This window comes from Streptomyces sp. NPDC001941 (genome assembly GCF_040296945.1).
Classification (GTDB): Bacteria; Actinomycetota; Actinomycetes; order Streptomycetales; family Streptomycetaceae; genus Streptomyces.
Window position 1 is genome coordinate 1 of the sequence record NZ_JBEOYE010000039.1, and the last position, 21,474, is coordinate 21,474.

The following is a 21,474-nucleotide window of genomic DNA, read 5'->3' on the forward strand; positions in this document are numbered from 1 at the left end:
CGGCCCGCAGGGATCTGCGGGCCGCCCCCTCCTCGTACGTACGCCTGCTGCGGGTCTCAGACCCGGGTCCACGCCTCCAGGGCCAGGCCCGGCTCCGGCTTCTGGCGGGCGACGCGGAGCTCGCCGTCGGTGCCGAGGGCCGCCAGGACCACGCGGCCCTCACCGTCCAGGCAGAGGGCCGGTGCGCCGGTGCAGGGCTCGCCGGTGGCGGTCCACTCGGTGCCCGCCTCCTCGTGCTCGGTCGGGTAGGCGGCGAGCGCGGGGCGGCCCGAGGCGTCGCGCTGGGCCAGCAGGGTGCAGTCCTGGCCGTCGACCGGGGTGCGCAGCACGGCCAGCGGACCGGTGCCGCCCTCGCCGCCCAGGCCCTGGGCGACACCGCCGTCGCGGTGGGCGGTGACCGCGCCGCTCTTGGCGTCGCGCCAGAAGTGGGTGCGGCTGCCGGGGGCGGTCTCCACCGAGGTGAAGGTGCCGTCGGCGATCGCGGCGGGCAGGGCGTCGGCGACCGGGAAGTCCAGGCCGAGCGCGTCCTGGCGCCAGCGCACCACGGTGTCCTCGCCGGGACCCAGCAGGTCGACCAGGCCCTGGCCGTGGACGGTGGCGGCGACCGTGCCGGTGATGCCCTTGCCCTTGAGGTCGGCCCACTTGGGCTGCCAGCGGCCGTTGGTGCCCTGGCCGCGGGCGCTCATGCCGCCGCCCGCGTTGCGCAGGAAGACGTGCAGCGAGCCGCCCGCGTCGAGGACGGTGACGGGCATCCCGATCTGGTCGGCGAAGTGGCGGTGCTGCGGCAGCGCGTAGGGGCTGCCGAGCGGGTGCCAGTCCCGCAGCGGGCGGGCGGTCTGGTACTGGACCGCGTAGACCACGGAGACGTCGGGCAGGCCGTCGGCGCCCGGGGTCCGCTTGAGCCCGGTCAGGTACACGTACCCCTCGGGGCTCTGCACGATCGACAGGTACGGCGCCAGGCCGGGGGCGGCGAGCGTCTCGGAGGTCCAGTCGGGGCCGCCGACGCGGTCCTCCGTCCAGCGGCGCAGTCCCCGGTCGGTGACGGCGTAGGCGGTGAGGCGGCCCTCCGGGCCGCGCACCAGCCAGTTGGCGGTCGCCGGGGGCGGGGTCCTCAGCGGTACGGCGGGGACGTGCGGGCGCGGCCTGGTGAGCTCGGCGACCGTGGAACTCTGCCTCGGCTGCTCCGGGTTCTGACGTCGCGACCTGCGCGCGGACCAACCGGCCATGGCCTGAGGGCCCCTTTCTTCGACACGCTGCGGATTGGAGCGACAATAACACCGGGCGGCCGCTCCCCCTTCGGCCGGGAGCGGAGGACGAGGCGATGGCCGAGCGGGTGCGGACCCTGTTGGTCGTGGACGGCGCGAACGTCGTCGGATCGGTGCCCGACGGCTGGTGGCGGGACCGGCGCGGGGCGGCCGAGCGGCTGCGCGACCGGCTGGCCGGCTACGCGGAGCAGACCGACGCCGAGGTGCTGCTGGTGGTGGAGGGCCGGGCCCGCGGGGTGGAGCCGGTGCCGGGCGTACGGGTGTCGTCGGCGCCCGGCAGCGGGGACGACCACGTGGTGGAGCTGGTGCGGGAGGCCGCCCCGCGGCCGGTCGTCGTGGCGACGGCCGACCGCGAGCTGCGCCGCCGGGTGGCGGAGCTGGGGGCCGAGTGCGTGGGGCCCAGGACGGTGGACCCGCGTTAGTCCTTGCGGGAGTCCTTGCGGGCGGGCGCGGGCGCTTCCGAGCGGCCCAGGCGGCTGTGGCCGCGGCCGTAGGCGAAGTAGACGACGGCGCCCAGCACCATCCAGATGCCGAACCGCAGCCAGGTCTCGGCGGGCAGGTTCAGCATCAGCCACAGCGAGGCCAGCACCGAGAGGACCGGCACCAGCGGCACCAGCGGGGTGCGGAAGGCGCGCGGCAGGTCGGGGCGCTGCCTGCGCAGGATGATCACGCCGAGGGCGACCACCACGAAGGCGAAGAGCGTGCCGATGTTGACCAGCTCGGCCAGCTCGTCGATGGAGGTGAAGCCCGCGACGACCGCCACGATCGCGCCGAGCAGGATCGTCGAGCGGTACGGGGTGCCGAAGCGCGGGTGGACGTGCGAGAACGTCTTGGGCAGCAGTCCGTCGCGACTCATCGCGAAGAACACCCGGGTCTGGCCGAGCAGCAGGATCATGCAGACCGAGGTGAGGCCGACGGCCGCGCCGAAGGAGATCAGGCCCGCCCAGAAGGGGTGCCCGACGGACTTGAAGGCGTCGGCGAGCGGGGCGTCGGTGGAGAGCTCGCTGTACTTCTGCATGCCGGTGACGACGATGGAGACGACGACGTAGAGGACGGTGCAGATGAGCAGCGAGCCGAGGATGCCGCGCGGGACGTCGCGCTGGGGATCGACCGTCTCCTCGGCGGCGGTGGCGACGATGTCGAAGCCGATGAAGGCGAAGAAGACGACGGCCGCCGCGGTGAAGACGCCCATCACGCCGAAGTTCGTGGGCGTGAAGCCGAACATCAACTGGACCAGCGGGGCCATCAGGCCGCTGCCGCCGTCGGCCTCCTGGGACGGCGGGACGAACGGCTTGTAGTTGGCGCCGGTGATGAAGAACGCGCCCACGATGATCACGATCAGCACGACGGTGACCTTGACGGCCACGATCACGCCGGTGACCCGGGAGGACAGCTTCATGCCGACGACCAGGACGCCGGTCAGGACCAGCACGAGCAGGCAGGCCAGCAGGTCGAAGCCGAAGGTGCCGCCCTCGCTGCCGCTGAGCGCGGCGGGCAGGTGCACCCCCGCGGTGTCGAGCAGCGAGCGCATGTACCCGGACCAGCCGACGGCCACCACCGCGCAGCCCAGCGCCAGCTCCAGGACGAGGTCCCAGCCGATGATCCAGGCGGGGAACTCGCCGAGCGAGGCGTACGAGAAGGTGTACGCGGAGCCGGCGACCGGCACGGTCGAGGCGAACTCGGCGTAGCAGAGCGCGGCGAGCGCGCACACCACGCCGGCGACGACGAAGGCGAGGGCGACCGCGGGGCCCGCGGTCTCCTTGGCGATCTTCCCGGTGAGGACGAAGATGCCGGTACCGATGATCACGCCGACGCCGAAGACGGTCAGGTCGAGCGCCGAGAGCGATTTCTTGAGCGCGTGCTCCGGCTCCTCCGTGTCCTGGATGGACTGCTCGACCGTCTTGGTCCTGAACAGGTTGCCGCTCACGGGCACACCTCCGCTGCTGGTGGTCCCCGTCATGATCGGGACGGGAGGAGTGCCGGGTACCGGGCCTGGAGCGTTTTTCACGCGAACGGGCCGGTCCGACCACCCGTACAGGGAAGTCGGACCGGCCCGTTGACCTTTGTCCTACTATGTTCCGCCCGGTCGGCGCGGCGCGCCCACCGGGTCAGTCGCGGGCCGGCTCCACCGCGCGGCTCGCCTCGAAGCGGCCGTCCAGCCGGGAGACCAGACCGGTGACCTGGCGCGCGATGTCCGGGGCGGTGAGCCCGATCTCGGCGAGCACCTCGCCGCGCGAGGCATGGTCCAGGAAGCGCGCCGGGATGCCGAAGTCGCGCAGCGGCACGTCGACGTCGGCGTCGCGCAGCGCCTGGGCGACGGCGGAGCCGACGCCGCCAACGCGGATGTTGTCCTCGACCGTGACGACGACGCGGTGGCGCTCGGCCAGCGGGGCCATCGCCTCGTCCACCGGCTTGACCCAGCGCGGGTCGACCACGGTGGTGGAGATGCCCTGCTGGTCCAGGAGCCCGGCGATCTCCAGGCACATCGGCGCCAGGGCGCCCACCGAGACCAGCAGCACGTCGGGCTTGTCGGTGCCCGCCTCGCGCAGCACGTCCATGCCGCCGACCCGGCCCACGGCGGGGACGGCCGGGCCGACCGCGCCCTTGGAGAAGCGCACCACGGTCGGGGCGTCGTCGACCTCGACGGCCTCGCGCAGCTGGGCGCGGACCTGGTCGGCGTCGCGCGGGGCGGCGAGCCGCAGGCCGGGCACGACCTGGAGGATCGACATGTCCCACATGCCGTTGTGCGAGGCGCCGTCGGTGCCCGTGACACCGGCCCGGTCGAGCACGAACGTCACCCCGCACCTGTGCAGGGCCACGTCCATCAGGACCTGGTCGAAGGCGCGGTTGAGGAAGGTGGCGTACACCGCGAAGACCGGGTGCAGCCCGCCGGTGGCCAGGCCGGCGGCGGAGACCGCGGCGTGCTGCTCGGCGATGCCGACGTCGTACACCCGCTTGGGGAAGGCCTTGGCGAACTTGTCCAGGCCGACCGGCTGGAGCATGGCCGCCGTGATGGCGACGACGTCCTGGCGCTCCTTGCCGAGCTTGACCATCTCCTCGCCGAAGACCGAGGTCCAGTCGGCGCCGGAGGTGGCGATCGGCAGCCCGGTGTCCGGGTGGATCTTGCCGACCGCGTGGAAGCGGTCCGCCTCGTCCTGCAGGGCGGGCTGGTAGCCGCGGCCCTTCTCGGTGAGGCAGTGCACGATGACCGGGCCGCCGAACCGCTTGGCCTTGGCCAGCGCCGACTCCAGGGCCTCGATGTCGTGGCCGTCGATGGGGCCGACGTACTTCAGGCCCAGGTCCTCGAACATGCCCTGCGGCGCGATGAAGTCCTTCAGGCCCTTCTTGGCGCCGTGCAGCGTCTCGTACAGCGGCTTCCCGACCACGGGGGTGCGGTCCAGGATGTCCTTGGTACGGGCCAGGAAGCGCTCGTAGCCGTCGGTGGTGCGCAGGGTCGCCAGGTGGTTGGCGAGACCACCGATCGTGGGGGCGTAGGAGCGCTCGTTGTCGTTGACGACGATGACGAGCGGGCGGTCCTTGGCCTCGGCGATGTTGTTCAGCGCCTCCCAGGCCATGCCGCCGGTCAGCGCGCCGTCGCCGATGACCGCGACCACGCGCTCGTCGGTGCCGCGCACCTCACTGGCCTTGGCCAGGCCGTCGGCCCAGCCGAGCACGGTCGAGGCGTGCGAGTTCTCGATCACGTCGTGCTCGGACTCGGCCTGCGAGGGGTAGCCGGACAGGCCGCCCTTCATCTTCAGCCGGGAGAAGTCCTGCCGCCCGGTGAGCAGCTTGTGCACGTAGGACTGGTGCCCGGTGTCCCAGAGGACCTTGTCCTTCGGGGAGTGGAACACGCGGTGCAGCGCGATGGTCAGCTCGACCACACCGAGGTTGGGGCCGAGGTGTCCGCCGGTCTTGGAGACGGCGTCCACGAGGAAGGTCCGGATCTCTGCGGCCAGCTGGTCCAGCTGCTCCGGGCTGAGCCGGTCCAGATCGCGCGGTCCCTTGATACGGGTAAGCAGCGCCACCCGTGCCTCCTTGCGTTTGAGCTGGTCGAGCTTGCCGATTTTGTCGAGTCTAATGTTCCGCTCCGGCCTGCGGTCATCGGGCGGTGCGTTCTGCGTCACGCCGTTGGCGGACATTTCATCCGACATTCAGCGGGGACGCGAAAGCGCCCGGCACCGGTTCTCGGTGCCGGGCACTTGGTGCGGGCGCTACGCGCGACCTGCGGTCTTCTGGGTGCGGCGGGAGATCGAGTCGATCACCACGGCGGCCAGCAGGACGGCGCCGGTGATCATGTACTGGATGGCGTTCGCCATGCCGATCATGTTCAGGCCCTGCTGGATCGACTGGATCACGATCATGCCCAGCAGCGCCGACCAGACCTTGCCCCGGCCGCCGAAGAGGCTGGTGCCGCCGATCACGGCCGCGGCGATGACCAGCATCAGCGTGTTGCCGCCGCCGACGTTCTTGGTGGCGCCGCCGGAGAGGCTGGCGATGAACAGGCCGCCGAAGGCGCCGAGCGTGCCGGAGATCGCGAAGACGGTGATCCGGACCCGGTCGACGTTGATGCCGGCGCGGCGGGCCGCCTCGGCGTTGCCGCCGACCGCGAAGACCTGGCGGCCGAAGGTGGTGCGGCGGGCCACGAAGTCGGCGACCACCAGGACGGCCAGGAAGAGCACCAGGGCCAGCGGCAGGCCGCGGGCGCCCTCGGGCTCGTTCAGGACGTAGGCGACGACCAGCACGAGCAGCGCGATGACCGCAGTGCGCAGGATGATCTCGCTGGTCGGGCGGGCCGGCAGCCCCGCGGCGCGGCGGCGCTTGCTGTCGAGCAGCAGGGAGGCGGCGTAGGCGACGACCGCGAGGACGGCGAGGCCGTACGCGGCGCCCTTGTCCTCGAAGAAGTAGTTCGTCAGGTTCTCCACCACGCTGCCCGACGGCGCGTTGATGGAGCCCTCCTTGCCCATCAGCCACTCCTGCAGGCCGCTCCAGCCCAGGAAGCCGGCCAGGGTGACCACGAAGGCGGGCACGCCGATCTTGGCGAAGAAGAAGCCGTGCAGGGCGCCCAGCGCCATGCCGGAGAGGATCGCGACGGCGATGGCCGCCCAGTCGTTCCAGCCGCTGTTGACGTTGAGGTTGGCCCACACCGCCGCCCCCACGCCCGCGACCGAGCCGACCGAGAGGTCGATCTCGCCGAGGATGAGGACGAAGACGATGCCGACGGCCATGATGCCGATGCCGGAGCTGTAGACCGCGACGTTGGCGACCGAGCTGGCCGACAGGAAGTTGCTGTTCTGCAGCTGGAAGACGACCGCGATGACGATCAGGCCCAGGATGACGGGCAGCGAGCCGAGCTCGCCGCCGCGCACCTTGCGCTTGAACTCGGTGAGGTAGCCCTTGAAGCCCTCCTCGCGCACCAGCAGGCGCGGGTCGACGGCGGGTATCGCGTCGGCGGCGGGGGCGGCGGACTCGGTGGGAGCGCTCTCGGCGGGCACGACGGGGCTCTCCGGGTCCTGCGGGGTCTTGGCGAGGTCGCTCACTTCGCGTCCTCCTTCTCGGCGGCGGTGCGCGCCTGGCGGCGGGTCACGGCGTTGTCCGTGGCGCCGGTGATCGCGGCGATGATCTCTTCGTGCGAGGTGGTCTTCACGTCGAAGACCCCGTTGTTGCGGCCCAGGCGCAGCACGGCCACGCGGTCGGCGACGGCGCGCACGTCCGCCATGTTGTGGCTGATGAGGATGACGCCGTGGCCGCGCTCGCGCAGCCGCTCGACCAGGTCGAGGACCTGGGCGGTCTGCTCGACGCCGAGGGCGGCGGTGGGCTCGTCCAGGATGACGACCCTGGGGTCGCCGATCAGGGCGCGCGCGATGGCGACGACCTGGCGCTGGCCGCCGGAGAGCGAGGCGACCGGGATGCGCACGCTGGGGATGCGGATCGACAGGGTGTCGAGCAGCTCCTTGGCGCGCTTCTCCATGGCGATCTCGTCGAGCACCGAGGCGGTGCGCAGCTCGCTGCCGAGGAAGAGGTTGGCGACGACGTCGAGGTTGTCGCAGAGCGCGAGGTCCTGGTAGACGGTGGCGACGCCGAGCTCGGAGGCGTCGTGCGGCCGCGCGATGCGGACCGTCTTGCCGTTCCATTCGATGGCGCCCTCGTCGATCGGGTGGACGCCCGAGATCGTCTTGACGAGGGTGGACTTGCCGGCGCCGTTGTCGCCGACCAGGGCGACGACCTCGCCGGCGTGGATCTCCAGGTCTACGTCGGTGAGCGCCTGTACGGCGCCGAACCGCTTGGAGACTCCGCGCAACGCCAGCACGGGCGTAGCGGACACGTGAATCATCTCCTTCGCCGCCTGACCGGCGGGGATGGTGGTACGAGGGGGTGCGAGGGGACGCGGGTGAAGTCCGGCGCCCCGCCGCCGCTGCGGGGCGGTGGATGGGGCGGGGCGCCGGACCGGACTGCTGCGGCAGGATGTCGGCGCTATGAGTGTGCAGCGCCGACGGCCTTGCCGACAGGGGCGGTTACTTGATGCCCGCCGCGTCGCACGCCGCCTTGTACTCGGCCGTGCAGATCTCGGAAGCCTTGTAGACCTGGTCCTTGATGATGCTGCCGGCGATGTCCGTCTTGGTGACGATCTGGGCGTCGTACAGCTTCGCCGGGATGCCCTTGAACTCGCCGGTGAGGCTGTCGACCTTGACCGGGGTGAGGTCGTCGGTCTTCTCGCCCTTGAGCAGGCGTACGGCGATCTCGGCGGTGGTCTCGGCCTCCGGCTTGATCTGCTTGTAGATCGTGAAGGCCTGATCGCCCTTCAGGATCCGCTGCAGGCCCGCCAGTTCGGCGTCCTGGCCGCCGACCGGGACCTTGATGCCCTGCTTGTTGAGGGCGGTGATGATGCCGCCGGCCATGCCGTCGTTGGCGGAGTAGACGCCCTGGAAGCCGCCCTTGCCGAGCGAGTCGATGGCGGCACCCATCTTCTTGTTGGCCTCGTCCGGCGACCAGTCCGGGATGTCCTGCTCGTAGACGACCTTCTTGACCTGGCTGTCCAGGACGCTGTGGGCGCCCTTCTTGAACAGCGGGGCGTTCGGGTCGGTCGGCGAGCCGTTGATCATCACGACGTTGCTCTCCTTGGCCTTGGCGCCAAGCGCCTTGACCAGGGCCTCGCCCTGCAGACGGCCGATCTTCTCGTTGTCGTAGGACACGTAGGCGGAGATCGGGCCCTCGGCCAGGCGGTCGTACGCGACGACCTTGACGCCCTTCTTCTCGGCCTGCTGCACCCAGGACTTGGTCGCCTTGTAGTCGACGGAGTCCAGGATGATGACCTTCACGCCCTGCGTGACGAGCGCGTCGAACTGCTTCTTCTGCGTCTCGGTGTCCTGCGCGGCGTTGTTGTACTTGACTTCGCAGTCCGAGCACAGCGCCTTGATCTTCGCCTCCATGATGGGGCGGTCGAAGGTCTCGTAGCGCGTGGTCTTGTTCTCCGGCAGCAGCAGGCCGATGGTCTTGCTGTCACCGCCGCTGCCGCCCTTGTCGCCGTCGCCCGCCTTGCCGCAGGCGGCGAGGGAGAGGGCCATCGAGACCGCGGCCGTGCCTATGACGACGCGACGCGTCATTGCGTTCATGTGGGTGTGCCTCCCTGACGAGGCCGCGACGTTGCGGCCGAGGTGGCTGGAAGTCAACTCGGCTGCCGGGCCAGCGTCAAGGAGTAAATCCTTAACGAGATGACAACGGTGCCATCCGTTATCTAAGTGAAGGCAGGAGAGGCCGAAGGGAGGGCACTTTCCAGAAGGGTCGAATCACCCATTTCACTCAGTACGAGGGCCAGCGCACCCAGCACTTCGGCGCGTCCGCCGAGCGCTCCCGAGGCCAGCGAGAGCTGGCGCGCGGCGCTCGGGATCGCGTACCGCGAGACCGAGTCGCGGATCGGCCCGAGGACCAGCTCCCCCGCCTCGGCGAGGTCCCCTCCGAGCACCACCCGGCTCGGGTTGAGCAGGTTGCACAGGTTCGCCACGCCGCTGCCGATGTGCCGGCCGACGTCGGCGACCACCCGGCGGCAGCCCGGGTCGCCCTCGCGGGCGAGCTGCACCACGCGCTCCATGGTGAGGTCCGGGCCGTGGCTGGACTGGAGCAGCGGCAGCACGTACCGGGCGGCGGTGAAGGTCTCCAGGCAGCCGCGGTTGCCGCAGCGGCAGACCGGGCCCGACTCGTCGAGCGTGATGTGCCCGATCTCGCCCGCGGTGCCGCCGGGGCCCCGGTAGATCTGCCCGTCGATGACCAGGCCGGCCCCGACCCCGCTGGCGACCTTGATGTACGCCAGGTCCTTCACGCCGCGGCCGCTGCCCCACACCAGCTCGCCCAGGGCGCCCAGGTTGGCGTCGTTGTCGACGTACACCGGGACGCCGAGCCGGGCGGCCAGCTCCTCGCTGGGGTTGATGCCGGTCCAGCCCGGCAGGATCGAGGTGGAGCCGAGGGTGCCGGAGGAGACGTCGATGGGGCCCGGCACGCCCAGGCCGACGCCGACCACCTTGTCGGGACCGATCCCGGTGGCCTCCACCAGCCGCTTGACCAGCTGCTCCGCCCGGCCGAAGCCCTGCGCGGAGGAGGCGTCCACGTCCAGCGGCTCGGCCTCCTCGGCGAGCACCTGGTGGGCCAGGTTGCCGATCGCCACGCGCAGGTGGGTGTGGCCGAAGTCGACGCCGATGACGACGCCCGCGTCACCGCTGAGCGAGACGCTGCGGGCGCGGCGGCCGCCGGCGGAGGTGGGGGTCACCTCGACGGTGCCGCCGTCCTTGAGCTCGCGCACGATGTTGGAGACGGTGGCGGCGGACAGGCCGGTCGTCCTGGCGATCTCGGCCTGGGTGAGCGATCCGGCCATGCGCACCGCGCGGACGACCCGTTCCAGGTTGGCCCTGTGCAGAGATGTCTGCGACCCCGGAGTCTCCATCGACTCTCTCACTCCCACCGTTTTCTCCAACATGTGAACTCTAAGCTGAGCCTTTCGGGTTGGCCCCCGTCAAGACCTTGAGCGGCGCGAGACTCCGATGAGCGCAAGCCGTGCGGAAATGTCCGACATGAGCGGTGTGCTAGCCTCGGCGAGGCGTTGATCCTCTGCGGTCGCTCTCTTTCTTTGACCGGATCACGCTTTCCGCACAGGCACGGACCGAGGAGGTGATCGGGAACCATGAGTCCCGAACGAAGTCCTCGCCGCCGCGCCTCCTCGCGACGCTGACACCCTCCCGTACGCGGTTTCGCGCCACCGGTCACCCGTGACCGGTGACATGTCACGCGTCACACCCGGGCGATCACCCCTCGTACGTCACGCTTCACCGCTCACGGTTCCACGGACCGTACGGAACCCCTTCCGCACCCCGTAGCCGTACGGCGGCGGTGTCGTAGCCGTACAGGAGCGGTGCGCACCGGTGCGTCCCGCCCGGGAGCCCGCCGCGCCGCCTCGGCCGTCGCGGGTCGTCCGTACGCGTACGCACGCCCCTCCCCCGTCCCGCGGACCCGTCCGCCCATCCACGACCACTCCGTGTGCCGACGTGCGCACGGAGGGAGGTTCCGTCATGTCCCAGCACCTGCTCACCCCCGTGAAGAACGCTCCGCCGGGCCGGGGTCCCGGCCACCGCCCCGGGCGCCGCGAGCGCAAGGCCGCCGAGCTCGGCACCCGTACCCGCGCGGTCGCCGACCAGCTCGGCGCCGTCAGCGCGCGCCCCTCCACCGAGGTCCTGCACGACCTCTCGGTCACCCGCCAGGGCCTCACCGTGCAGGAGGCCGCGCACCGCCTGGAGGTCCACGGGCGCAACGTCGTCGCCGAGGAGCGCGCGCCGCGCTGGTACGCCCAGCTGGCCAAGGCGTTCTGGAACCCCTTCATCCTGGTCCTGGCCGGCCTGGCCGCCGTCATGTTCTGGCAGGACCCGGCCGACCCCGGCGTGCTGATCCTGTCCGCCATGGTCGTGATCAGCGCGCTGCTGCGGTTCTGGCAGGAGTACCGCTCCGGGCGCGCGGCCGACGCCCTGAAGGAGCTCGTCACCACGACGACGGCGGTACGGCGCCGGGCCGGGCGCGGCGCGCGTACCACCACCGTCGAGGTGCCGATGGACCAGGTGGTGCCCGGTGACATCGTGCGGCTCGCGGCGGGCGACATCGTCCCCGCCGACCTGCGGCTGCTCACCGGCAAGGACCTGATGGTCAGTCAGGCGGCGCTGTCCGGCGAGTCGTTGCCGGTCGCCAAGGCCGACCTGCGCGGCGAGGACGACGGGCGCTCGGCGGCCGTGGACCCGGTCGACGCCGACAACCTGTGCCTGATGGGCACCTCGGTGACCTCGGGCACCGCCACCGGCGTGGTGGTCGCCACCGGCGCCCGCACCTACTTCGGCTCGATGGCCGGGTCGCTGGTCGGCGAGCGGCCGCGGACCAACTTCGACACCGGGGTGCGCAAGGTCAGCTTCCTGCTGATCCGGTTCATGCTGGTGATGGTCCCGGTGGTCTTCGTCATCAACGGCCTGACCAAGGGCGACTGGGACGAGGCGCTGCTGTTCGCGATCGCCGTCGCGGTCGGCCTCACCCCCGAGATGCTGCCCATGGTGGTCTCGGCGAACCTGGCGCGCGGCGCGGTCGCCATGTCCCGGCGCAAGGTCGTCGTCAAGCGCCTCAACGCGATCCAGAACCTGGGCGCCATGGACGTGCTGTGCACCGACAAGACCGGCACCCTCACCGAGGACCGCATCGTCCTCGACCGCTACCTGGACACCCACGGCCGCGAGGACGGCGAGGTGCTGGAGTACGCGTACCTCAACGCGCACTTCCAGACCGGCCTGCGCAACCTGCTCGACCAGGCGGTCATCGACCGCGTGCACGAGGCCGAGGAGGTTGTCGTCGACACGCGCTTCACGATGGTCGACGAGATCCCCTTCGACTTCGCGCGCCGCCGGATGTCGGTGGTGCTGAACCGCAACAGCGTGCTGGGCGGCGCGGGCCGCCCGGACCACGTGATCGTCACCAAGGGCGCCGTCGAGGAGGTCCTGGCGCTGTGCCGGATGACCGACCCGGAGCGGGCCGAGGTCACCCGCATCACCGACCGGCTCGGCCGTGAGGGCCTGCGGGTGCTGGCCGTGGCGACGCGCACCGTCGAGCACGCCAGGAACGCCTACACCGTCGCCGACGAGGCCGACCTGACCCTGGTGGGCTTCCTCGCCTTCCTCGACCCGCCGAAGCAGGACGCCGCCGAGGCGCTCCGGGCGCTGGCCGGGAACGGGGTGGCCGTCAAGGTGGTCACCGGCGACAACGAGCTGGTCGCCGCGCGGGTCTGCGCGGACGTCGGCATCGACGTGGGCACCGTCGCCACCGGCGCCGCCGTGGACGCCCTCGACGACGAGGGCCTGCGCGAACTGGCGCGCCGCACCACGGTGTTCGCCAAGACCAACCCGGTGCAGAAGGCCCGTGTCGTACGCGCCCTGCAGGCCGACGGGCACACGGTCGGCTTCCTGGGCGACGGCATCAACGACGCCCCCGCGCTGCGCGACGCCGACGTCGGCATCTCCGTCGACACGGCCGTGGACATCGCCAAGGAGTCCGCGGACATCATCCTGCTGGAGAAGGACCTCACCGTCCTGGAGCAGGGCGTCCTGCAGGGCCGCCAGACCTTCGGCAACACCATCAAGTACATCAAGATGACGGCCTCCTCGAACTTCGGGAACGTCTTCTCGGTGCTGGTCGCGTCCGCCTTCATCCCGTTCCAGCCGATGCTCGCCGTGCAGCTCCTGGTGCAGAACCTGGCGTACGACATCTCCCAGCTGGCCACCCCGTGGGACCGGATGGACCCGGACTACCTGCGCCGGCCGCGCACCTGGGATGCCCGCGGCATCGGGCGGTTCATGCTGGTGATGGGCCCGACCAGCTCGGTCTTCGACATCACCACCTTCCTGCTGATGTGGAACGTCTTCGGGGCCGACTCCGAGGCGCACCAGGCCCTGTTCCAGTCGGGCTGGTTCGTGGAGGGGCTGCTCACCCAGACGCTGGTGGTGCACATGCTGCGCACCCGCAAGATCCCGTTCGTGCAGTCGCGGGCGACCTGGCCGGTGCTGCTGATGACGGGCCTGGTGATGGCGTTCGGCCTGTACCTGCCGTTCTCGCCGCTGGCCGGGGCGCTGGGCATGACCGTGCTGCCGATGTCGTACTTCCCGTGGCTGGTCGGCACGCTGCTGGCGTACTGCGCGCTGACCCAGCTGGTGAAGACGTGGTACATCCGGCGCTTCCACGCCTGGCTGTGACGGGGTAGGCGCGCGCCGGACGCGCGAGGGCGGGGCCCGTACGGTGTCACACCGTACGGTCCCCGCCCCATCTGTCACATGTCACGCGGCACATGTCACGCGCCGCACAGCGCGCATCACATGTCACACGCCACACGTCACACGTCACACGCACTACTTCATCGCGCCGGCCGTCAGCCCCGCCTGGACCTGGCGCTGGAAGACCGCGTACACCACGAGCACCGGCAGCATCGCGATCATCATGCCGGCCATCAGCGCGCCCCAGTCGTTCTCGTAGCCCTGCTGGAGCGCGATCATCGCCAGGCCCTGGGTCAGGACGTACTTGTCCTCCTGCTGGTTGAGCACCATCGGCAGCAGGTACTGGTTCCACTGCCCCAGGAAGTTGAAGATGCCGATGCTGATCAGGCCGGGCTTGGCCATCGGCAGCATCACCTGGAAGAACGTCCGGGTGTGCGACGCCCCGTCGATCATCGCGGCCTCGGCCACCGAACTCGGCAGCGTGCGGAAGAACGCGGTCATGAAGAAGACCGTGAAGGGCAGCGAGTACGCGATGTAGACCAGGATCAGCCCCTGGTACGTGGCCAGCAGCGAGCTGCCCGGGAAGTCCCGCAGGACGAAGAACAGCGGGATCACCAGCATGAACACCGGGAAGGACATCCCGGCCACGAACAGGTAGTAGATGAAGCGGTTGCCGGGGAACTGGAAGCGGGCCAGCACGTAGGCGGCCATGGAGCCGAGCACCATGGTGCCGATCACCGAACCGCCCACCACGATCACGGTGTTGATGAAGTACTGCCCCATGTTCGCCTTGTTCCAGGCGTTGGACCAGTTCTCCCAGTGGAAGACGGTCGGCAGTCCCCACGGGTCGCTGAGGATGCCGTTGCTGTCCTTGAAGGCGCTCCACAGCACCCACAGCAGCGGCACGCCGACCATCAGCGCCCACAGGACCAGGATGCCGTGGGAGAAGACGTTGAGGATGCCGCCCTCGCTGCGGCGCCCGTTCGCGGGCCCCAGCTTGCGCAGGCTCCGCTTGCCGCCCGCCGCGGGCGCGTCCTGCTTCGCCACGGCCTTGATCTCTTCGGTGGTCATCGGCCGTACCCCTAGTACTCGATCCGCTCACGGCGCGCGAAGCGCATCGTGAGCACGGCGAACGTCATCGTGACAATGAGCATCGCGATGCCCATGGCGGAGGCGTAGCCGAACTGGCTGTCCCGGAACGCCGTCAGGTAGAGCCGCAGCGGCATGACGTCGGTCGCGCCGTCCGGGCCGCCCATGTTGACGGACATGATCTGCACCAGCGCGAAGGCGTCGAGGGCGACGATGCCCATGTACACCCAGCCGGTCTGGACCGTGTCCCACAGCAGCGGGAGGGTGATCCTGAAGAAGGTGTGGGAGCGGCCGGCGCCGTCGAGCAGCGCCGCCTCGTAGATCTCGCGCGGGATGGAGGCCATCGCGGCGGAGAACAGGACGACGTAGAAGCCGACGTTCGCCCAGACCATGACGGCGCTGATGCACCACAGCGCGAGGCTCTTCTCGCCCAGCCAGGAGTTCTGCAGGCCGTCCAGGCCCACCGCGCCGAGCAGCGAGTTGAGCATGCCGTCACTGGGGTCGGGGTTGTAGATGTTGAACCAGATCACCGCGACGATCGTGATCGAGATGACCTGCGGGAAGAAGAAGACGAACTTGTAGAACTTCGAGCCCGAGACGCCGGTGACGACGTCACCGCGCTTGCGGCGTCCGCCGACGTTCAGCATGAACGCGAAGAACAGGCCGAGGCCGAGCGTGACGACCGGCAGCCCGATCAGCATGTAGACGTTGTGGCGCAGCGCGTTCCAGAACTCCTCGCTGTTCCACAGGCGTACGAAGTTGTCCAGGCCGACGAACTTCGCCGTGCCGACCAGGCCCGACCAGTCGGTCATGGAGATCTGGAAGGCCTGGACGAACGGGGAGATGACGAACACCCCGTAGATCAGCAGTGGTAGGGCCAGGAAGCCCACGATGAATCGGTACTTGCCGTGTTGCATGGTGCTTCCCGGCCCTTCCCCTCGGTCCGTACCTGTGCCGGAGCCCGTCGGCCGGCCGCCGCTCGCCGCGGCGGCCGTGCCCTCGGCCAGGCGGTGCGCCTGGCCGGACGGTGCGCGTGATCAGACGGTGCTTGATCAGACGGTGCGCTTGAACTTCGTGATGGAGCTGTCCGCGGCGACCTTGTCCGCCTCCGCCTGGGCCTTCTTGATCCAGTCGGCGGCCTTGAGCTCACCGGTGAGGAGCTGGCCGGTGAGGCCGCCGAGCTTCTCGTCGGTCAGCGCCGGGTACCACTCCTGCAGCTGGAGGCTGATGATGTTCTTGCCCGCCTCCTTGAACACCTTGCTGGCGGAGGCGAGGCCCGGCGAGAGCTGCATGCCCTCGGTGGCGTCCATGACGCAGGTCAGGGACTTCACCTTGGTGGCGAAGTTCTGCGCGTGCTTCTTGGAGAGCATGATGCGCAGCAGCTCCATGCCGCCGGCCGGGTTCTTGCCCTTGGCGGAGACGATGTACGGCTCGCTGGGCTCGGCGCGCAGGGTGCCGTGCGGCAGCTTGTCGCCGGTGCCGTCGAAGAGCGCGCCGACCGCCATGCCGAAGTCCTTCGGCGTGGTGGGGGCGGCCTCGTTCTCCACCCAGGAGCCGTTGGGGATGAAGACGGCGCGGCCCTTGTTCCAGGCGGTCTGCGACTGGATGTGGGTCAGGCCCTGGCTGCCCTCCAGGAAGTACTTCTTGGCGGCCAGCTCCTCGTAGTGCTCCAGGACCTCCTTGACGGCGTCGTTCTTCGTCCAGGCGTTGGGCTCCAGGTTGTCGATCGCGATCCAGCCGTCCATGCCGCCGATCTTGGCGATCTGGGCGAACAGGTTGAAGTGCACGTAGTACGGGTACTTGCCCGCGTACGTCCAGGGGGCGACCCCGGTCTTCTTGATCTCCCCGCAGAGGGTGACCATCTCGCTCAGGGTCTTGGGGTACTGCCAGCCCTTGGAGTCGAGGAGCTTCTGGGAGTACCAGGTGCCGTAGATGGTGAAGGCGTAGTACAGGACGTCGAAGACGTCGCCGTGCTTGCCCTTCTCGATGGTGCTCGGGTGGATCGTGTCCCGGACCTTCTTGTTCGGGTCGTCGATCGAGGCCGCGTCGAGGAGCACGCCCAGGTCCTGGAGCTGCTTCTGCGAGGACAGCTTGTTCATGTCCAGGTGGTCGGCGCCGGAGTTGTCGATGACGTCCGGCGGGTTGCCGCCCGCGAAGCGCGGGGTGAGCTTGGGGCCGACCGCCTGGGTGCCGGTGTGCTTGACGTCGACGCCGTAGGTGGCCTTGTAGTCGGCCTCCGCGTCCTTGGCGTACTGGTCGCCCAGGCCGCCCTTGAAGATGAACGCCTCCATCGGGGCGCCGTTCTTCACGCCCAGGGGGTTCTTGGCGGTCTTCTCGCCCTCGGGCTTGCTGCTCTTGTCGTCGCCGCCGCCACCGCCGGTGGCGCAGGCGGACAGGAAGCCCATGGTCGGCACGGCGATGAGGCCGAGCGCCGCGGAGCGCTTGATCAGGTCGCGGCGGCCGAGACCGGTGGTGTCGTTGTGGGCGGAGGTGGATCCCATGCTCAAGTCCTCGCCTTCATACAGGACTCAGGCGGTGTACCGGTCGCCCGTCCTGCTCGACTGAGACGAAGGGCCCTGCCACCGCGGTGAATTGCAAGCTCGGTTCGTACGGAATCACCCGGGGAGAACGGAGTTCACCCCGCACTGCGCGAACGGCCAGCCGCCGTCGAGCCCCGTTTCCCCTGGCCCGGGCCGCTCCGCGAACGGGCCGCCCGGACGCGGACAGGTATAGTCCACTGCCCGTCAACTGAGCAAGATCGAAAGCAGGGTTGGCCGCCAGTCTTTCCCGAGTTGAGACCTCACGGATATCTGGAGCGCGCCGCGGAGCTTTTCTCCCGCCCTTCCCGCGCGAACTGGCCGAATACACCCTTCTGACCCCGTCAACACCCTTGACACCACCCTTCACTTGGCGCCCTACTAGAGCCTGCGCGACATAATTGACAACGTTGTCTCAGAGAAAAGGCCCGGGATGCGACCCAGCCCCAGACCTCGTTCCAGACCTCGTTACGGACCACCTCACGGGGGTTGGTACGGACCAATTCGGGTGGCGGCGCTGATCGCGTCCGCCTCACTCGTCCTCGGAGGCGTCCAATCGGCCGCATTCGCGGCTCCCGCCCGGCCCGCGGCGGAAAAGGAGTTCTCTTCCTCCTTCGAGGCCAAGGACCCCCAGCCGCAGTGGCGCAACACCGTCGAAGTGGGAACAGACGGAAAGAAGCGGTCATCGGGAGTGGACGGCGGCTTCTCGGCGGGAATCCCGGGAAACGTCACGGACCGGGTGACCGAGGTGCGCGCGAGCGGTGAGAACGCGGGCTCGGGCGAGACCAAGGAGAACCTGGTCGACCTCCAGCCCACCACCAAGTGGCTCACCTTCGAGACCACCGCCTGGGCCGAGTTCGACCTGGACGAACCCGTCAAGGTCGTGACGTACGCCCTCACTTCGGCCAATGACTTCGCCGCACGCGACCCGAAGGACTGGACCCTCAAGGGCTCGGCCGACGGCAAGGACTGGAAGGTCCTGGACAGCCGCTCCGGGGAGGCCTTCACCGGCCGCTTCCAGACCAGGTCGTACGACTTCGAGAACGGCACCGCCTACCCGCACTACCGCCTGGAGATCACCGCGAACAACGGCGCACCGGACATCCTCCAACTCGCCGACGTGCAGTTCTCCAACGGCGACACCTCCCAGCCGGTGCCCGAGGACATGCGCAGCCTGGTCGACCGGGGCCCGGGCGGCTCCCCCACCGCCAAGGCCAACGCGGGCTTCACCGGGGTGCGGGCGCTGCGCTACGCGGGCACGCACGAGCCGGACGGGCGCGCGTACTCGTACAACAAGGTCTTCGACGTGGACACCGCCGTGGGGCGCGACACCGAGCTGTCGTACCGGATCTTCCCGTCGATGGCGGAGACGGACCTGAACTACCCCGCCACGAACGTGTCGGTGGACCTCGCCTTCACCGACGGCACCTATCTGAGCGACCTGGGCGCGCGGGACGGCCACGGCGGCGTCCTGTCGCCGCGGGGCCAGGGCGCCGCCAAGCGGCTGTACGTCAACCAGTGGAACCAGGTCACCTCCCGGATCGGCGCGGTCGCGGCGGGCAGGACGGTGGACCGGATCCTGGTGGCGTACGACTCCGACCGGGGCCCGGCCACGTTCCAGGGCTGGATCGACGACGTCTCGCTGAAGGTCCGGGCCCCCGAGAAGCCGCTGGCCCGGGTGTCGGACTACGCCTCCACGGTGCGCGGCACCAACTCCAGCGGCTCCTTCTCCCGCGGCAACACCTTCCCCGCGACGGCGGTGCCGCACGGCTTCAACTTCTGGACCCCGGTGACCAACGCGGCGTCCAAGAGCTGGCTGTACGAGTACGCGCGCGGCAACAACGCGGACAACCTGCCCACCGTGCAGGCCTTCGCCGCGAGCCACGAGCCGAGCCCCTGGATGGGCGACCGGCAGACGTTCCAGCTGATGCCGTCGGCGGCGGCCGGCGCCCCGGAGACCGACCGGGTCAAGCGGGGGCTGGCGTTCCGGCACGAGAAGGAGACGGCGAGGCCGCACTACTACGGGGTGACGTTCGAGAACGGTCTCAAGGCCGAGATCGCCCCGACCGATCACGCGGCGATGATGCGGTTCACCTATCCCGGTGACGACGCCTCGGTGGTCTTCGACAACGTCACCGAGGAGGGCGGCCTCACGCTGGACCCGGCGACCTCGTCCTTCACCGGCTTCTCCGACGTCAAGAGCGGACTGTCGACCGGCGCCACCCGGATGTTCGTGTACGGCGTCTTCGACGCGCCGGTCACCGGCTCCGCCGCGCAGGGCGTCAAGGGCCACTTCCGCTTCGACGCGGGCGGGGACCGGACGGTGACGCTGCGCATGGCCACCTCGCTGATCAGCGTGGACCAGGCGAAGGACAACCTGGCCGGCGAGGTGCCGCGGGGCACGCGCTTCGAGCGGGTCCGCGAGCGGGCCCAGGACGCCTGGGACGACGTGCTCGGCCGGGTCGAGGTGGAGGGCGCGAGCCGCGACCAGCTGGTGACCCTGTACTCCAGCCTCTACCGGCTCTACCTCTACCCCAACTCCGGCTTCGAGAAGGTGGGTTCGAAGCAGCGGTACGCCAGCCCGTTCTCCCCGGCGACCGGCCCGGACACCCCGACGCGGACCGGCGCGAAGATCGTCGACGGGAAGGCGTACGTCAACAACGGCTTCTGGGACACCTACCGCACCACCTGGCCCGCCTACTCCTTCCTCACCCCGAAGAAGGCCGGCGAGCTGGTGGACGGCTTCGTCCAGCAGTACAAGGACGGCGGCTGGATCTCGCGCTGGTCCTCCCCCGGCTACGCGGACCTGATGACCGGCACATCCTCGGACGTGGCGTTCGCCGACGCGTACGTCAAGGGCGTCGGCTTCGACGCGGAGGCCGCCTACCAGGCCGCCCTGAAGAACGCCACGGTCGTGCCGCCCAGCCAGGGCGTGGGCCGCAAGGGCATGGAGACCTCGCCGTTCCTCGGCTACGCCTCCACCGAGACCCACGAGGGCCTGTCCTGGTCGCTGGAGGGGTACCTCAACGACTACGGCATCGCGAAGATGGGCGAGGCCCTGTACGAGAAGACCGGCAAGAAGCGGTACAAGGACGAGTCGGCGTACTTCCTCAACCGCGCGCGGGGCTACGTCACGCTGTTCGACTCCAAGGCGGGGTTCTTCCAGGGCCGCGACCTCAAGGGCGACTGGCGGGTGCCCAGCGACCGGTTCGACCCCCGGGTCTGGGGCTACGACTACACGGAGACCAACGGCTGGGGCTACGCCTTCACCGCGCCGCAGGACTCCCGGGGCCTGGCCAACCTCTACGGCGGGCGCGCGGGCCTGGCGGAGAAGCTGGACGAGTACTTCGCCACCCCGGAGACGGCGAGCCCGGAGTTCGTCGGCTCCTACGGCAGCGTCATCCACGAGATGACCGAGGCCAGGGACGTGCGGATGGGCATGTACGGCCACTCCAACCAGGTCGCCCACCACGTCACGTACATGTACGACGCCGCCTCGCAGCCGTACAAGACGCAGGAGAAGGTGCGCGAGGTGCTGTCCCGGCTGTACACCGGCAGCGAGATCGGGCAGGGCTACCACGGCGACGAGGACAACGGCGAGCAGTCCGCCTGGTACCTCTTCTCCGCGCTCGGCTTCTACCCGCTGGTGATGGGCAGCGGCGAGTACGCGATCGGGTCGCCGCTGTTCACCAAGGCGACCGTGCACCTGGACAACGGGCGCGACCTGGTGGTGAAGGCCCCGCGCAACAGCGCGACGAACATCTACGTGCAGGGCCTGAAGGTCAACGGCAAGACGTGGAACTCCACCGCCCTGCCGCACCAGCTGGTCGCCCGGGGCGGCACCCTGGAGTTCGACATGGGCCCGCGGCCCTCCCGCTGGGGCACCGGGCGCGCCGCCGCACCGGTCTCGATCACCCAGGACGACCGGGTCGCCGTCCCGCGCCACGACGTGACGGCCGCTTCGGGCCCGCTGTTCGACAACTCCTCCGCCACCTCGGCGGAGTTGGCGGCCGGGCCGGTGGCCCTGCCGGTGGCGGGCCGGGTCCGTGCGGTCCAGTACACGCTGACCTCGGCGGCCCGCGCGGCGGCCCCGGCGGGCTGGACGCTCCAGGGCTCGGACGACGGCAGGACCTGGCGCACGCTGGACCGGCGCCCCGCCGAGTCGTTCTCCTGGGACCGCCAGACCCGGGTGTTCGGCGTGGCGGCCCCTGGTTCGTACCGCCAGTACCGGCTGGTGACGAGTGGTCGGTCCACGCTCGCGGAGGTGGAGTTGCTGTCCTGACCGGCACGCCCGGCGGGCGCCGG

Annotated in this window: 13 protein-coding genes; 3 read left to right on the forward strand and 10 right to left on the reverse strand. The window is 70.1% G+C overall.

Going from position 1 to position 21,474, the window contains the following annotated elements; genetic code table 11:
* Nucleotides 1-56: 56 nt before the first annotated feature.
* Nucleotides 57-1,226, reverse strand: a complete 1,170-nt coding sequence (locus tag ABT160_RS24625) for a PLL family lectin (RefSeq protein WP_351649945.1) — start codon at nt 1,224-1,226, stop codon at nt 57-59.
* 95 nt (nt 1,227-1,321) lie between these two features.
* Between ABT160_RS24625 and ABT160_RS24630 the strand changes: the two genes are divergently transcribed.
* A complete protein-coding gene (locus tag ABT160_RS24630) occupies nt 1,322-1,687 on the forward strand; it encodes a PIN domain-containing protein (RefSeq protein WP_351649946.1) in 366 nt (121 codons plus the stop codon).
* Here ABT160_RS24630 and ABT160_RS24635 read toward each other — a convergent pair.
* From ABT160_RS24635 to ABT160_RS24660, 6 genes are all read right to left on the reverse strand, one after another.
* Complete coding sequence (locus ABT160_RS24635) at nt 1,684-3,225, reverse strand: amino acid permease (RefSeq protein WP_351649948.1); 1,542 nt, start codon at nt 3,223-3,225, stop codon at nt 1,684-1,686. The genes ABT160_RS24630 and ABT160_RS24635 overlap by 4 nt on opposite strands.
* A gap of 148 nt (nt 3,226-3,373) precedes the next feature.
* A complete protein-coding gene (dxs, locus tag ABT160_RS24640) occupies nt 3,374-5,290 on the reverse strand; it encodes a 1-deoxy-D-xylulose-5-phosphate synthase (protein ID WP_351650003.1) in 1,917 nt (638 codons plus the stop codon).
* Nucleotides 5,291-5,476: 186 nt separating this feature from the next.
* Nucleotides 5,477-6,802: a sugar ABC transporter permease gene (locus ABT160_RS24645; RefSeq protein WP_351649949.1), complete on the reverse strand. Its 1,326-nt coding sequence runs from the start codon at nt 6,800-6,802 to the stop codon at nt 5,477-5,479.
* On the reverse strand, nt 6,799-7,596 hold the full coding sequence (locus tag ABT160_RS24650) for an ATP-binding cassette domain-containing protein (protein ID WP_351649950.1): 798 nt from the start codon (nt 7,594-7,596) through the stop codon (nt 6,799-6,801). The genes ABT160_RS24645 and ABT160_RS24650 overlap by 4 nt, the downstream gene beginning before the upstream one ends.
* A gap of 181 nt (nt 7,597-7,777) precedes the next feature.
* Nucleotides 7,778-8,875, reverse strand: coding sequence for a substrate-binding domain-containing protein (locus ABT160_RS24655; RefSeq protein ID WP_351649951.1), 1,098 nt, complete (start codon nt 8,873-8,875; stop codon nt 7,778-7,780).
* A gap of 122 nt (nt 8,876-8,997) precedes the next feature.
* Nucleotides 8,998-10,197, reverse strand: a complete 1,200-nt coding sequence (locus tag ABT160_RS24660) for an ROK family transcriptional regulator (protein ID WP_351649952.1) — start codon at nt 10,195-10,197, stop codon at nt 8,998-9,000.
* Nucleotides 10,198-10,819: 622 nt separating this feature from the next.
* Here ABT160_RS24660 and mgtA point away from each other — a divergent pair.
* Entirely contained in the window at nt 10,820-13,525 is a 2,706-nt protein-coding gene (gene mgtA / locus ABT160_RS24665) for a magnesium-translocating P-type ATPase (RefSeq protein ID WP_351649953.1), read from the forward strand.
* A gap of 153 nt (nt 13,526-13,678) precedes the next feature.
* Here mgtA and ABT160_RS24670 read toward each other — a convergent pair whose 3' ends face one another.
* The 3 genes from ABT160_RS24670 to ngcE form a co-directional block, all read right to left on the reverse strand.
* Nucleotides 13,679-14,614: a carbohydrate ABC transporter permease gene (locus ABT160_RS24670; RefSeq protein ID WP_351649954.1), complete on the reverse strand. Its 936-nt coding sequence runs from the start codon at nt 14,612-14,614 to the stop codon at nt 13,679-13,681.
* A gap of 11 nt (nt 14,615-14,625) precedes the next feature.
* The gene (locus ABT160_RS24675) at nt 14,626-15,549 is read right to left on the reverse strand and encodes a carbohydrate ABC transporter permease (RefSeq protein ID WP_351649955.1); all 924 of its coding nucleotides are present in this window, start codon (nt 15,547-15,549) and stop codon (nt 14,626-14,628) included.
* Nucleotides 15,550-15,684: 135 nt separating this feature from the next.
* The gene (gene ngcE, locus ABT160_RS24680) at nt 15,685-17,133 is read right to left on the reverse strand and encodes an N-acetylglucosamine/diacetylchitobiose ABC transporter substrate-binding protein (protein ID WP_351649956.1); all 1,449 of its coding nucleotides are present in this window, start codon (nt 17,131-17,133) and stop codon (nt 15,685-15,687) included.
* Between the two features lie 469 nt (nt 17,134-17,602).
* Between ngcE and ABT160_RS24685 the strand changes: the two genes are divergently transcribed.
* On the forward strand, nt 17,603-21,451 hold the full coding sequence (locus ABT160_RS24685; protein WP_351649957.1) for a GH92 family glycosyl hydrolase: 3,849 nt from the start codon (nt 17,603-17,605) through the stop codon (nt 21,449-21,451).
* Nucleotides 21,452-21,474: the final 23 nt, after the last annotated feature.

Coding starts and splice junctions, on each gene's coding strand:
- ABT160_RS24625 (WP_351649945.1), bottom strand. CDS start 1,226: ATGGCCGGTTGGTCCGCGCGCAGGTCGCGACGTCAGAACCCGGAGCAG.
- ABT160_RS24630 (WP_351649946.1), top strand. CDS start 1,322: ATGGCCGAGCGGGTGCGGACCCTGTTGGTCGTGGACGGCGCGAACGTC.
- ABT160_RS24635 (WP_351649948.1), bottom strand. CDS start 3,225: ATGACGGGGACCACCAGCAGCGGAGGTGTGCCCGTGAGCGGCAACCTG.
- ABT160_RS24650 (WP_351649950.1), bottom strand. CDS start 7,596: ATGATTCACGTGTCCGCTACGCCCGTGCTGGCGTTGCGCGGAGTCTCC.
- ABT160_RS24655 (WP_351649951.1), bottom strand. CDS start 8,875: ATGAACGCAATGACGCGTCGCGTCGTCATAGGCACGGCCGCGGTCTCG.
- ABT160_RS24660 (WP_351649952.1), bottom strand. CDS start 10,197: ATGGAGACTCCGGGGTCGCAGACATCTCTGCACAGGGCCAACCTGGAA.
- mgtA (WP_351649953.1), top strand. CDS start 10,820: ATGTCCCAGCACCTGCTCACCCCCGTGAAGAACGCTCCGCCGGGCCGG.
- ABT160_RS24670 (WP_351649954.1), bottom strand. CDS start 14,614: ATGACCACCGAAGAGATCAAGGCCGTGGCGAAGCAGGACGCGCCCGCG.
- ABT160_RS24675 (WP_351649955.1), bottom strand. CDS start 15,549: ATGCAACACGGCAAGTACCGATTCATCGTGGGCTTCCTGGCCCTACCA.
- ngcE (WP_351649956.1), bottom strand. CDS start 17,133: ATGGGATCCACCTCCGCCCACAACGACACCACCGGTCTCGGCCGCCGC.
- ABT160_RS24685 (WP_351649957.1), top strand. CDS start 17,603: ATGCGACCCAGCCCCAGACCTCGTTCCAGACCTCGTTACGGACCACCT.